12 protein-coding genes are annotated in these 13,396 nt (G+C 71.7%); 7 read left to right on the forward strand and 5 right to left on the reverse strand.

Translation table 11 applies throughout. The features are described 5' to 3' along the window. Positions 1–134 precede the first annotated feature (134 nt). A complete protein-coding gene (locus tag OQ02_RS04505) occupies positions 135–1,049 on the reverse strand; it encodes a hypothetical protein (RefSeq protein WP_033436791.1) in 915 nt (304 codons plus the stop codon). Between the two features lie 222 nt (positions 1,050–1,271). Beyond that, complete coding sequence (locus OQ02_RS04510) at positions 1,272–1,589, reverse strand: hypothetical protein (RefSeq protein ID WP_033436792.1); 318 nt, start codon at positions 1,587–1,589, stop codon at positions 1,272–1,274. 64 nt (positions 1,590–1,653) lie between these two features. Here OQ02_RS04510 and OQ02_RS04515 point away from each other — a divergent pair, with 64 nt between their 5' ends. Then, on the forward strand, positions 1,654–2,718 hold the full coding sequence (locus tag OQ02_RS04515) for a histone deacetylase (protein WP_033436793.1): 1,065 nt from the start codon (positions 1,654–1,656) through the stop codon (positions 2,716–2,718). 64 nt (positions 2,719–2,782) lie between these two features. Here OQ02_RS04515 and OQ02_RS46610 read toward each other — a convergent pair whose 3' ends face one another. Continuing rightward, complete coding sequence (locus OQ02_RS46610; protein WP_331281521.1) at positions 2,783–3,214, reverse strand: chorismate mutase; 432 nt, start codon at positions 3,212–3,214, stop codon at positions 2,783–2,785. A 46-nt stretch (positions 3,215–3,260) separates the two neighbouring features. On the opposite strand from OQ02_RS46610, the gene pcrA reads away from it, so the two are divergent. Both pcrA and OQ02_RS04530 read left to right on the forward strand, forming a co-directional pair. Next, positions 3,261–5,603, forward strand: coding sequence for a DNA helicase PcrA (gene pcrA / locus OQ02_RS04525; RefSeq protein ID WP_033436795.1), 2,343 nt, complete (start codon positions 3,261–3,263; stop codon positions 5,601–5,603). Between the two features lie 110 nt (positions 5,604–5,713). Further along, positions 5,714–6,121 carry a winged helix-turn-helix transcriptional regulator gene (locus OQ02_RS04530; protein WP_051771686.1) on the forward strand — a complete coding sequence of 136 codons (408 nt, stop codon included), beginning with the start codon at positions 5,714–5,716 and terminating at the stop codon, positions 6,119–6,121. Between the two features lie 280 nt (positions 6,122–6,401). Here the strand turns inward: OQ02_RS04530 and OQ02_RS04535 are convergent, their stop codons facing one another. Next, positions 6,402–7,118: a M23 family metallopeptidase gene (locus OQ02_RS04535; protein WP_231499856.1), complete on the reverse strand. Its 717-nt coding sequence runs from the start codon at positions 7,116–7,118 to the stop codon at positions 6,402–6,404. A 261-nt stretch (positions 7,119–7,379) separates the two neighbouring features. After that, entirely contained in the window at positions 7,380–8,360 is a 981-nt protein-coding gene (locus OQ02_RS04540; RefSeq protein ID WP_051771823.1) for an esterase/lipase family protein, read from the reverse strand. Between the two features lie 130 nt (positions 8,361–8,490). On the opposite strand from OQ02_RS04540, the gene OQ02_RS04545 reads away from it, so the two are divergent. From OQ02_RS04545 to OQ02_RS04560, 4 genes are all read left to right on the forward strand, one after another. Next, positions 8,491–10,131: a hypothetical protein gene (locus OQ02_RS04545; protein ID WP_156076864.1), complete on the forward strand. Its 1,641-nt coding sequence runs from the start codon at positions 8,491–8,493 to the stop codon at positions 10,129–10,131. A 309-nt stretch (positions 10,132–10,440) separates the two neighbouring features. Continuing rightward, the gene (sucC, locus tag OQ02_RS04550; RefSeq protein ID WP_033436797.1) at positions 10,441–11,610 is read left to right on the forward strand and encodes an ADP-forming succinate--CoA ligase subunit beta; all 1,170 of its coding nucleotides are present in this window, start codon (positions 10,441–10,443) and stop codon (positions 11,608–11,610) included. Positions 11,611–11,612: 2 nt separating this feature from the next. After that, positions 11,613–12,503: a succinate--CoA ligase subunit alpha gene (gene sucD / locus OQ02_RS04555; RefSeq protein ID WP_033436798.1), complete on the forward strand. Its 891-nt coding sequence runs from the start codon at positions 11,613–11,615 to the stop codon at positions 12,501–12,503. Positions 12,504–12,686: 183 nt separating this feature from the next. Then, the gene (locus tag OQ02_RS04560) at positions 12,687–13,370 is read left to right on the forward strand and encodes a DUF5336 domain-containing protein (RefSeq protein WP_033436799.1); all 684 of its coding nucleotides are present in this window, start codon (positions 12,687–12,689) and stop codon (positions 13,368–13,370) included. Positions 13,371–13,396: the final 26 nt, after the last annotated feature.

Raw genomic sequence — 13,396 nt, forward strand, 5'->3', positions numbered from 1 at the left:
CGCTGCGTGCCGTCGCTGCGTACGGCCCGCCGTGCACCGCCGCCGTACGGCCGCCGCCACAAGTCCACCGCCGCCCACCGGCGCCACGAGTCCGCCGGCGCTGCGTCCGACCGCTACGCGTCGTCGTCCGGCCGCTACGCGTCGTCGACCGGGCGTTCGCCGTCGATCAGCGGGACATCGCCGGTCGTGGTGAACACCAGCTCGCGCTTCTCCGTGCTCGTGGTGCCGTCGTCGTGCGTCATCTGCAACGTGCTGACCGTGAGCCCCTTCACCGCGTCCACCCTGATCTCCACCACCTCGATCAGCGACACCCCGGCGAACCGCTGGAGCAACGCGCCGCCGTTCGGCCGGAGAGCATCGGAGACCAGCGTCAACGCGCTGCCCGAGTCGTCCGCGACGTCTTCGTAGAACAGCTCGGTGCTGCTCGCGATCGCGGCGGGGTCCACCACCGGCTGCGCGTCCGCCGGCACCGTGGTGATGACGTGCGGCGCCGTCGACGGCGCGTCGGCGGTGTGGTCGGCGGACGAGCTGCCGCCCGCGGCCGTTCGGTGGTCGCCTGCGGGCGGTCGCAGGCCGTCCGGCGCGGCGCGGGCGACGGGCTCACGGCCCGGCTCGGGGGTGGCGGGGGACGGCGGCGGTGGGGGCGTGGTGGCGAAACCGGTCAGCAGCGGCACGTCGGTCGGGTAGCCGGGCATCCCGATCCGCTCGACCGGGCCCTGCGACCCGACCAGCTGCACCGCCGCGATGGCCAGGCCGACCAGGACGCCCGCCGAGGACAGCACGGCGAACCACGCGGCCCGCTTCCACGTCCGGGGCGGCGTCACCGAGGCGGGCACCATGCCGATGTTGAACTTGCCCAGCCCGACGGCGTCGGTGTCGGCGAACTGGTCCGGCAGCGACAACGGCGGTGGCGGTGGCGGCTGGGACAGCGGGCGTACCACCACGCGTGGCGGGGGCGGTTCGTCCGACTCACCGCCCGAGGGCCGCCAGAGCGCCGCCCCGTCCTCATGCCGCTGCCGGCCCGACTGTCCCGGTTCCCCGATGTCCATAGCTGTGCAGACCCCTCCCGCCCCCTGGCCTGACGACCCTCGTAGCCCTGTTCACCTGATCGGTTTCACGCTCACCTGGATGGCTCAAGTGGCGCGGGGCATGGGGGTGGGACGCTGAGGACCCCGCAACTACTTCAGAGTAGGAGCAGGGTCCCCGTGGAGCCGTGCAGATCAGGCCTGTGGCACTGAGCGACACACGTAAGTGTGAATCTGAGGACCAGATCAGCTGCCGCTGTTCAACTTCTTCCGGGTGCTCTGGAGCGCGTTGGTGGCGGCGAAACCGGCGCCGCCGGCGATCAGCGCGCCGATGATGTCGCCCGAGGTGCCCGTGCCCGACGTGATCAGCAGGCCGACCAGCGCGATGATCGTGGTGACGCCGGCGACGGTCCACCGGCTGCGCACGTACTGCGCGATCGGCGCGCCCGCGGCGCGCTTGGACTTGGCGGCGGAACCGAGCATCGCGAGGTAGCCGTCGTGCGCCAGCGCGGCCAGCACACCCACGATCGCGATGAGGCCAGTGATCAGACCGATGACTCCCATGTGCACAGTGTGCCCTCGACCAAAGCCGCTGGACCATCCGTGATCGCCCTGATATCCACCTGAGGTGGAGGTCTTCTGGCACGACGCCTGCCTGGAGCACGACACGGGCGTCGGCCTGTGGGAGCTGCCCGGCCGCTGGGAGTGGCTGGACGTGGCCGAGCCGCACCCGGAGAGCGCGGCCCGGCTGCGCACGTTCCGGCACGCCCTGGAGCACGGCCCGATCGCACCTCACCTGTCCTGGTCGACCGGGAGGTTCGCCACGGACGAGGAGCTGGCGCGCGTCCACGCGCCGTCCTACCTGGACGACCTCCGCGCGGCGTGCGGGCGGCGCACGACCGTCGAGGTGAACACGGTCGTCGGCCCCGGCTCGTGGGACGCGATCCGCGCCGCGGCCGGCACCGCCCTGGCGGCGTACGAGGCGGTCGCCGCCGGCCGGACGCGCTTGGCGTACGCCCTGGTCCGCCCGCCCGGCCACCACGCCCAGCCGGCGCTGGCGGACGGGTACTGCCTGGTCAACAACGCCGCGCTGGTCGCCGAGACGGCCCGCCGCGCGGGTCGCCGGGTCGCCGTCCTGGACTGGGACGTGCACCACGGCAACGGCACCCAGGAGGTCTTCCGGGACACCCCCAACGTGCTGACGGTGTCCGTGCACATGCGGCACGGGCCGTGGGGCGCCAACCACGTCCAGACCGGGTCGCCGGCCGAGTCGGGGGCGTCGAACATCAACGTCGAGCTGTCGCTGGGTGCGGGCGACGGCGCCTACCGGCGGGCGCTGGCCGAGGTCGCGTTCCCGGCGTTGGCGGAGTTCGGCGCGGACTTCCTGGTCTGCGCCTCGGGTTTCGACGGGTCCGCGTTCGACCCGAACGGCAGGCACAACCTGACCGCCGACGGGTACCGCTCGATCGGCCGGGCCGTGGCGGGACTCGGGCTGCCGACCGTGCTCACCCAGGAGGGCGGCTACCTGCGCGGCTACTCCGCGCTGTGCCTGCACTCACTGGTGGAGGGCCTGCTGGACCTGGACCTGCTGGACGACCCGCTGGCCTACGTGCCGGACGACACCCAGCTGGTGGAGGTGGACCTGGCCCGCGCCAAGTCCACCCTGACCAGCTGGCAGTTCGCACGTCAGTGACCCGACCGGACCACCACGGCGAGGTCGCGGTGACCGGGCTGCAGTCCCCGGAGCCGCGGCCACGTCACCGCCCGAGCGGGCCGCGGCCGAGCTTGAGCAGGATCATCGCCAGGTTGTGGCCCTCGGGGCCGAGTTCCTTGTACCGGTTGATCACGTCGATCTCGCGGTTGTGCACGATCCTCGTGCCGCCGGCGGCCATCCGCGCGGCGCCGATGATCTTGGAGATCTCGACCCGGCGCTTGACCATCTGCAGCAGCTCGGCGTCCAGGTGGTCGATCTCCTCGCGCAACGCGTCGATGTCCGGTGCGGCTTCGGTGCTGTTCATGGTGACGACCTCTCGACTCTGGTGGGAGTCCCAGCCCTGGGCAGCAACGAAGCCCCGGGGTCCGAGGACTCCGGGGCTTCGTGGTGGCTTGGTTGCGCTAGCTCTCCACGGGAGCCGGAGTCCGGTTCCCGTAAAAAAACTCGAAGTGGGCCATGCGCACCGCTTCATCATGCCACAGCCGAGGACTGTCGGGGCCACCGAGTAACGTGAACAGGCGATGAGCGCCTTGTTCGACTTGCCCACAAGTCACCCCTCCCGGTCCACCGGCTCCCACCCCGGACGGCTGCTCGAAGACCTCAACCCGTCCCAGCGCCGGGCGGTCGAGCACGCCGGTGCCCCGCTGCTGGTCGTGGCGGGTGCCGGCTCGGGCAAGACGCGCGTCCTCACCCGCCGGATCGCCTACCTGCTCGCCGAGCGCGAGGTCCACCCCGGCGAGGTCATGGCGATCACCTTCACCAACAAGGCCGCCGCCGAGATGAAGGAACGCGTGTCCGACCTCGTCGGCGCGCGGGCCCGCTCGATGTGGGTGTCCACGTTCCACTCGATGTGCGTCCGGGTGATGCGCCGTGAGGCCAAGACCCTCGGCATGTCGTCCAACTTCTCGATCTACGACTCGGACGACACCCGCCGGCTGATCACGCTGGTGGCCCGGGACCTCGACCTCGACCCGAAGCGCTACCCGGCGCGCACGCTGGCGATCCACATCTCGAACCTGAAGAACGAGCTGGTCGACGCGCCCACCGCCAAGGACCGCGCGACCAACGACCTGGAGCGCCGCGTCGCCGAGGTCTACGAGAGCTACCAGCGCCGGCTCGGCGAGTCGAACTCGCTGGACTTCGACGACCTGATCATGCGGACCGTCGAGCTGCTGCAGGGCCACCCCGACGTGGCCGAGCACTACCACCGCCGGTTCCGGCACGTGCTGGTGGACGAGTACCAGGACACCAACCACGCGCAGTACACGCTGGTCCGCGAGCTGATCGGCACCGGCAAGGACGGCGTACCGCCGGGCGAGCTGTGCGTCGTGGGCGACGCCGACCAGTCGATCTACGCCTTCCGCGGCGCGACGATCCGCAACATCGTGGAGTTCGAGCGGGACTACCCGCAGGCCACCACCATCCTGCTGGAGCAGAACTACCGGTCGACCCAGACCATCCTGAGCGCCGCGAACGCGGTCATCTCGCGCAACCCCGACCGCCGGGACAAGAGGTTGTGGAGCGACCTGGGCGAGGGCGAGAAGATCGTCGGCTACGTCGCGGACAACGAGCACGACGAGGCGGCGTTCGTCGCGCGCGAGATCGACCGGCTGGTGGACGGCGGCGAGGCGAACAACGGCGAGATCGCCGTGTTCTACCGGACCAACAACCAGTCGCGCGTGTTCGAGGAGATCTTCATCCGCCTCGGCCTGCCCTACAAGGTCGTCGGCGGTGTCCGGTTCTACGAGCGGCGCGAGGTGCGGGACGCGCTGGCGTACCTGCGGGCGCTGTCCAACCCGGACGACACGGTGTCCTTGCGGCGCATCCTCAACGTGCCCAAGCGCGGCATCGGCGACCGCGCGGAGGCGTGCGTGTCGGCGTACGCCGAGCGCGAGCGGATCGGCTTCGCGACGGCCTTGCGCGCGGCGGTCGAGGGCAGGGTGCCGCTGCTCAACCCGCGCTCCCGCAACGCGATCGCCGGGTTCGTCGAGCTGATGGACGAGCTGGGAGTGCTGGTCGACCGCGGCGACGACGTGGCCGACATCCTCGAGGCGGTGCTGGAGAAGACCGCCTACCGGGCCGAGCTGGAGGCCAGCGAGGACCCGCAGGACCACACCAGGGTGGAGAACCTGAACGAGCTGGTCACGGTGGCCCGCGAGTTCACCGACCTCGGCGCGGCGGTGCCCGTCGCCGACGAGGCCGTGCCCCTGGACGACGGGCTGCCCGCCGAGGGTTCGCTGGCCGCGTTCCTGGAGCGGGTGTCGCTGGTCGCGGACGCCGACTCGGTGCCGGACGCGGAGTCGGACGGCGTGGTCACGCTGATGACGCTGCACACCGCCAAGGGCCTGGAGTACCCGGTCGTCTTCTGCACCGGCTGGGAGGACGGCGTCTTCCCGCACATGCGGGCGCTGGGCGACCCGACCGAGTTGGCGGAGGAGCGCAGGCTCGCGTACGTCGGCATCACCCGCGCGCAGCGGCGGCTGTACCTGTCGCGGTCGCTGGTGCGCTCGGCGTGGGGCCAGCCGTCCGCCAACCCGGCGTCCCGGTTCCTGGACGAGATCCCGCCCGACCTGGTCGAGTGGCGGCGGGTGGAGCCGAAGCGCTCCGCGCCGTCCGCGCCGACGTCGTGGGGCAGCCGCGGGTCGTCCACGCCGTCGCGGCCCGCGCCGTCGAACGCCGGGTGGAAGAACACGCCGGCGGTGGCGCTGGACGTGGGCGACCGGGTGAGCCACGACAAGTACGGGCTCGGCCGCGTGGTGGCCGTGGACGGTTCGGGGCCCCGTGCGACCGCCACGATCGACTTCGGCGGCGCTGGGACGGTGCGGCTGATGCTCATCGGCGGCGTGCCCCTCGTGAAGCTCTGAGGGGCGCTCAGCGGTAGTTCGCCCTTCGCCCTTCGCCGTTCGACCGGTGCGAGCGGTCGAGGCGCGCGTCTCTCTTGCATGTGCATGCAACACTCACGAGAATACGGCTCGTGGACGAACGCGTTTCTTTCGTGGACTGCGCCGACGGCGAGGCGCGCCAGTGGGACCACCGGGCCGGGTGCGAGGTGCGCGCCGTGCTGGACCGGGTCGGTGACCGGTGGTCGCTGCTCGCGCTGGCGTACCTGGCCGAGCGGTCGCACCGGTTCAACGAGCTGTGGCGCAAGATCGACGGCGTGAGCCGGCGGGTGATGACCGTGACGCTGCGCCGACTCGAGCGCGACGGGCTCGTGCTGCGGACCGTCCACCCGACCGCCCCGCCGCGGGTGGACTACGAGCTGACCCCGCTGGGCGCGAGCCTGCACCGGACGGCCCGGGTGCTGAGCGACTGGTCGGACCGGCACGAGGCGGAGATCGCGGCGGCGAGGGCGGCGTTCGACGCCACCGCCGGCGCGGCCTGATCGTTCACCCGGCCGTCACCCGATCGTGGCCTGGTCCGGGTGCAACCAGACTCGGGTCCGCGCGTCTTTAGGGGTGTCACAAGCGGAACGGGCGGGTCGTTCGGGGTGAACCGGCCGAGGGGAGCCGCTTCGTGGCGACAGGGGGGAAGGTAGTGGGGCGGGCGCCGTGTCGGGGCGGTGGCCGCAGGAGGGATCGCCTTCGGGGGGCGGTTGCACAGTGGAAGGGCCGGGCTGCTCCGCGCAGCCCGGCCCTTCTTGTCCGCGTGTGGGACCAACCGCGTCAGACGCTGATGCCCTTGGAGTTCAACCAGGTCAACGGGTTGATCTTCTTGCCGTCCGGGTTCCAGACCTCGAAGTGGAGGTGCGGGCCGGTGGAGAAGCCGCGGTTGCCCATCCGGGCGATCTGCTCGCCCGCCCGGACCCGCTGGCCCTCGTAAACGGAGTACGTGTCCACGTGGCCGTAGACGGTGACGGAGCCGTCGGCGTGCTCGACCTTGACCCAGAGGCCAAAACCACTTGCCGGACCGGCCTCGATCACGACACCATCCGCGGCGGACAGGATCGGTGTGCCGATGGGGCCCGCGATGTCGATGCCGTAGTGCATCTCGCCCCAGCGACCGCCGAAACCGGAGGTGAAGGAGCCGGCGGCGGGGTGCGAGAACTTGGGGCGCTTGGCCTCGGCTTCGGCGGCCTCGCGGTCCTCGGTGATCTGCTGGCTCTTGACGAGCTTCTGCGCCTCGGCGGCGGAGTCGACCGTCTTGGCGACCGGCAGCACCTGCGGTGACGCGGGTCCTGTGCCGCCGACGCCGAACGCTGCGGCGCCTTCGGAGGCGTTCGCGAGCGGCGTGATCTCGTCGGACGCGGCCGACGAGTCGGAGCCCAGAGCGTGGATCGTCTGCCCGGCGCCTGCGGCGGCGAACGCGCCGACGGCAACGGCTGCGACCACGATCCGGCCGCGCAGCGCCGAGGGCGGTGGTGGAAGCCGGTGCGTGCTCACTGGACGCGTCGAAGCGCGGTCTACCGCCTCTTCGAGCACAGCTGAACTCGTATGGCCGCCGGGGGAGCGGTGTTGAGACAAAACCTGGCCTTCCGTCTTCGGGGAGTCCGGTCGGACACCGGGCGGGGGATCCCGGTTGAGCCGGTCGGGGTACCGACTCGTCGTCCTGCTTGTGACCAGACCGTGACAACGGACCGGGGGAAGATAACGGCGCGGAGCCCCTAAGGGCAATCCCCGATGGCGATGTCTACCGAATAGCGGTCAGTGCGGAAGGCCGGAGTGTGAGCCGTGACCCTCAGTCAGGGCCGCGTTCGGAGACCCCGTGCGTGCAGGCACGATGGGGTGATTTTGCTCGTCATCCGAACGTGTGATAGCGCTCATGACAGCGCGTAGCGTTCGGGAGTCAACAGGCAGGGATAGGTGACCTGAATCACGTATCCGGTGCTCCTCCACGAGCAACGACGGGTGCGCCAACCGGGCGTTCCGCTGCGGCACGATCACCTGGTCCATCTCGCTCCAGACCACGACGAACCTCGTGCGGCACGGCCGGGATGCTTCGGCCAATTCGGACAGGAGCTCCGAACCGGGCCGGAGTTGCCTGGTCAGGGTGGTGGAGAGCAGGTAGGCGGCCAGCGTGCCGCCGTGCGGTGTCCCGAGCGTCACGAGCGTGCGCACGCGTGCGTCGCCGTTCAGGCGCTGCACGTAGTAGCGGGCGATGAGGCCGCCCAGCGAGTGGCCGACGACGTGCACCCGGTCGGACCCGGTCTGCTCGCAGATCCGCTCGACATGCTCCCCCAGCAGCGCGGCCGACCGGCGGACGTCCCCCGTCAACGCCGTCAGCACGCTGTAGTTCACGGCGTGCACAACCCCGAAGCCACGCCTTCGCAATGCCCCCGACAGCACTGCGAAGGCGGACCTGTTGTCCCCGATGCCGTGCACCAACACGATGGGGGTTCCCGCCGCGTCCATGGCCGAAACCACCAGGCCGCGCTGACGGGGCGGGAGGCCGTCGGTCCGGTAGGCGCGGAAGTGCCCGTCGGGCTTCAACCGCTCCTCCAGGACGCCCCACGGGTACAGCACCGTGTGCGCCGCCAACCAGGCCGTTTCGACCACGACGCCACGCACGCCGCCCGGTGAGGCGACGGCGCGGAGCACGTCACCGGAGACGCCGAGCACCTCGTCGGCCAACGCCCGGCCCGCACCGAGCCACGCCCCGACCGCCCGCCGCGCGCCATCACCCATGCGGCTGAACGTAAGTGATGTGCTCACCAAGTAGGGGTACCCACTGTCCTTTCTCCACATGCGCGGACCGCCGCGCCGCCGTGAGCCGCCCGCCCTTCGGGTGCCGCCCGGTTTTGCTAGCGTCCGAGCGGTGATCCGAACCGCTGAACCGGTCTCAGCCACCCCCACGAGACTGCGGGCCGCGGTCGGGGTGGCGGTGGCGGGCGCGTTGCTCACCGCGGTGGCCCCGGCCCTCGGAGTGGTCGAGGACTCCGCACCGCCCGCGTTCACGGCTTGGCCGCTCCTGGCGCTCCTGGCCCTTCTGCCTGCGGGTTCGGCGGCGTTCTTCCTCTCCCGAGGTCAGGAGTCGACCGCTGCGGCGGCCCTCGTCGCCCCCGCCGTGTTCGCCGTCGGGCGGCTCCTCGACGACCTCCAGCTCGCGGTCGGCCCCATCGACGCGTCGCGCCCCGAACTGCTCCGGCCGACCAGCCTGCTGCCGCCCACCCCCAGCGCGGGCGTGTGGCTGCTCCTCGCCGGGCACGTCCTCCTCATCGCGGCGGGCGTCGGCGCGATGGCCACCCTCGGTGCGGAACCGGACGTCCGCAGTGAACGCGCGAGCTTCATGCTCCCCGCCACGGCGGGCATCGTCGCCGGAATCGGCCTGTTCACCGTGCCGTTCACCTCGTCCGACGCGTTGGTCCCGGCCCGTGGGCCGTTCGACTCGCCGACCCTGCCGATGGTGGGCGGGCTGCTCGTCACGCTCGCCGCGCCGGCCCTCGCCGTGCTCGCGGCCAGCGCCACCACGAACGAAGCCCGCAAGGGCGGACTCCTCGGCCTCGCCGCCGTCCTCCTCGCCCTCGCGCTCCCGCCGATCGCCACGGCCCTCGCGGCCGACGGGATCGGCCCGGCCGTCGGCCCGTTCCTCGTCCTCGGCGCCGCGGTTGCGCTCGCGTGGCCGCAGCGCGCGGCCAAGGCCGGTGCGGAGAAGGACAAGGAGGTGCACGACGTCGAACTGCCCGGCGCGCGTCGCCTGCACGTCATCGCCGGCGTGCTCGGGCTCGTCGCGGCGGCGGCGGCCGTCGCGGGTGCGTCCACCGACCACCTGGTCCTCCCCATGGGCCTCACGCCGCCGACGGACTACGCGGCCCGCCTGCTCTGGCCGGCCGCGATCGCCACCGCCGTGCTCGCCGCGGCGCTGATCGCCAAGGCCGCCGTCCGGCCCGCGTTCATCGTCGCCACCGCGACCGTCCCGTTGGCGGCCGGAGGCGCCTTGGACGCGGTCTTCGCCGCCACCGAGCTGAGCGCCCAGCCGGGCCCGGGTGTCTGGTTCACCGTCGCCTCCGTCGCGGCTGCGGCGGCCGCTGCCGGCACCGCGGCCCTGGCCGGCGCGGTCGAGCGGGACGAGGTGGGCGTCGCCGGAGCCGAACCGCCGTTGCCGCTGATCGCCGGCACGATGATCGCCGCGCTGCTCGCGGTCGGCGCGTTCGCCCTGCCCGTCCTGCGGGCCTCGGACTACGTGCCGATCGGCGCGTTCGGCCTGGGTGCCGGGTCGTGGGGGCTCCTCGTGGCGCTGGTCGCCGCGGTGGTCGCCGCAGGGGTCGCGCTCAAGGCCCGTGCGGACCGGGGCGCGGCGCTGCTGCTCGGGGCGGCCGTCGTCACCGGGGTGCGCGCGCTGGAGTACCCGCTCACCGCCGCCCGCGCCGCCGGCGCCGTGCCCGGCCCCGGTCTGTGGCTGGCGGCGGCGGCCACCGCCGCGTTCCTCGTCTCCGCCGCCCTCCGCACCGCCCGCTGAGCGGTGCGCCGGGCCGCCCCGCGGAGCCGCACAGCCCGCGGGAACCGGTTGTGAGGAAAGTGCCTGCTGAATCGGTGTGGTGATCGACCTCACCACCGTTATGACCGACTTCACGGGCGTGGGATGCGGAGTAGTCCTGGCCGGTCGATAGTGTCTTGCGAAGCCGCGTCGAGCCGGTCCCCCTCGGCTATGCCGGCGTTCCAGGTGATGCCTGGTACGTGTGGGCACCAGGCCCCAGCCTGGAGCGCCGGACCTCAGAGGACCGCACGAAGGACGCGGTGTCCGACACCGACGTCGCAGGAGACCCGAGTGGACCTGTACGAGTACCAGGCGAAGGATCTCTTCGCCGCCCATGACGTCCCGGTACTTCCGGGCGACGTGGCGACCACCCCCGCCGAAGCCAAGGCGATCGCCGAGCGCTTCGGCCAGACCGTCGTCGTCAAGGCGCAGGTCAAGACCGGCGGCCGGGGCAAGGCGGGCGGCGTCAAGCTGGCCGAGACCCCGGACGAGACCGAGGTCAAGGCCGAGGCGATCCTCGGCCTCGACATCAAGGGCCACATCGTCCACCGCGTGCTCGTGACGCCGGCGTCCGACATCGCGGAGGAGTACTACTTCTCCTTCCTCCTCGACCGCGCCAACCGCACCTTTCTGGCCATGGCCAGCGTCGAGGGCGGCATGGACATCGAAGAGGTCGCCGCGACCAAGCCCGAGGCCCTGGCCAAGGTGCCGGTCGACGCGATCACCGGTGTGGACCGCGCGAAGGCCGACGAGATCGTGGCCGCCGCCAAGTTCCCGGCCGAGGTGGCCGACCAGGTCGCCGACGTCATCGTGAAGCTCTGGGAGACGTTCGTCTCCGAGGACGCCACGCTGGTCGAGGTCAACCCGCTGGTCCGCGACCCCGAGGGCAAGATCGTCGCCCTCGACGGCAAGGTCACGCTGGACGAGAACGCCTCCTTCCGCCACCCCGGCCACGAGGCGCTGGTGGACAAGCAGGCGGAGGACCCGCTGGAGGCCAAGGCGAAGGCCAAGGGCCTCAACTACGTCAAGCTGGACGGCCAGGTCGGCATCATCGGCAACGGCGCCGGCCTCGTGATGTCCACCCTCGACGTGGTGGCCTACGCGGGTGAGAAGCACAAGGGCGTCAAGCCCGCGAACTTCCTCGACATCGGCGGCGGCGCGTCGGCCGAGGTCATGGCCAACGGCCTGGACATCATCCTGCACGACCCCGACGTGCGTTCGGTGTTCGTGAACGTGTTCGGCGGCATCACCGCGTGCGACGCGGTCGCCAACGGCATCGTGGCCGCGCTGGGCATCCTGGGCGACGAGGCCAAGAAGCCGCTCGTGGTCCGCCTGGACGGCAACAACGTGGAGGAAGGCAGGCGGATCCTCGCCGAGGCCAACCACCCGCTGGTCACCGTGGTGGACACAATGGACAACGCGGCCGACAAGGCCGCCGAGCTCGCGGCTGCGGGGGTCTGACGATGGCTATCTTCATCACCAAGGACAGCAAGGTCATCGTCCAGGGCATGACCGGCGCCGAGGGGACCAAGCACACCAAGCGGATGCTGGCCTCCGGCACGAACATCGTCGGCGGCGTGAACCCGCGCAAGGCGGGCGAGAAGGTCGACTTCGACGGCAACGTGCTGCCGGTGTTCGGCTCCGTGGCCGAGGCCATGAGCGCGACCGGCGCCGACGTGACCGTGATCTTCGTGCCGCCGGCGTTCGCCAAGGCGGCCGTGATCGAGGCGATCGACGCGGGCATCGGCCTGGCCGTCGTGATCACCGAGGGCATCCCGGTGCACGACACCGCCGCCTTCTGGGCGCACGCCGTCGCGACCGGCAACAAGACCCGGGTCATCGGCCCGAACTGCCCCGGTCTGATCAGCCCCGGGCAGTCCAACGCGGGCATCATCCCGGCCAACATCTCCGGCGCGGGCAAGATCGGTCTGGTGTCGAAGTCCGGCACGCTGACCTACCAGATGATGTTCGAGCTGCGTGACTTCGGCTTCTCCACCGCCATCGGCATCGGCGGCGACCCGATCATCGGCACCACCCACATCGACGCGCTGGCGGCCTTCGAGGCCGACCCGGAGACCGCGGCGATCGTGATGATCGGCGAGATCGGCGGCGACGCCGAGGAGCGGGCCGCGGCGTACATCAAGGAGAACGTCACCAAGCCGGTCGTCGGCTACGTGGCGGGCTTCACCGCGCCCGAGGGCAAGACGATGGGCCACGCGGGCGCGATCGTGTCCGGCTCGGCCGGCACCGCGCAGGCGAAGAAGGAGGCCCTCGAGGCCGCCGGCGTCAAGGTCGGCAAGACGCCGAGCGAGACCGCCGGGCTGATGCGGGAGATCATGAAGACGATCGGCTGACATTCGTCCGTTCGTGCAACACACTGAGGGCCACCTCCACGCGGAGGTGGCCCTCGGTTCGTTCGGGGCAGGCCGGCGCGCACATCCGGGGGAACCACGGGAGTCCGGTCATCGTCGGAGAGTGTGCATCGGCTAGCGTTCTGTCGAACCGACGTCAGAGCCACAGATGGAGGAGACCGCACCATGTCCCAGCCGTACGGCGCCCCTCAGCAGCAGCCGGGTCCGGCGCAGCCGGCGGTGGGCGTGAACCTGAACCTCATCCTGCCGCTGCTCGCGGCCGGTATGGCGTTCATCGCGTACCTCCTCGCTTTCGCGGACGACGTGCACTCGGAGGCGTACCTGTACGCGGCGGGCACGCTCGCCGGTCTGTCGGTGCTGCCGAAGGCGCCCAAGGGCCTGCTGTACGCGGCGGTCCCGTTCGCGCTGATCCCGACGCTCGGGCTGCTCCAGGGCCTGATCACCACCGAAGCCGACGTCCAGGGCATGCAGATCGTGCTGCTGCTGGTGGCGCTGCTGGAGACGGCGGCCGTCGTGCTCGCGCTGCTGCTCGAGGTCGGCGTGGTGAACTTCCAGCCCAAGGCGGCGAACATCTACGGCCAGCCCGGTGGCTGGAACCCGCAGTCCGGTGGCTTCCCGCCGCCCGGACAGCAGCAGCCGCAGCAGTTCGGCCCGCCGTCCGGCCAGTTCGGCCAGCCGGTGTCGCCCCAGCAGGGGCAGCCGCAGCCGGGGCAGCAGCCGAACCAGCCGCAGCCGACGTCCTACATGCCGCAGCCGGGCCAGTTCGGTCAGCCCGGCCAGGCGGTGCCGCCGCAGCAGCCGGGTCAGGGCACCCCGCCCGGCGGGTTCGGCGGACCGCAGCAGGGCTGAGCCAAGTCGTGCGAGGGGTGGCACCG

The organism is Saccharothrix sp. NRRL B-16314, assembly GCF_000716595.1.
In the GTDB taxonomy this organism is placed as follows: domain Bacteria; phylum Actinomycetota; class Actinomycetes; order Mycobacteriales; family Pseudonocardiaceae; genus Actinosynnema.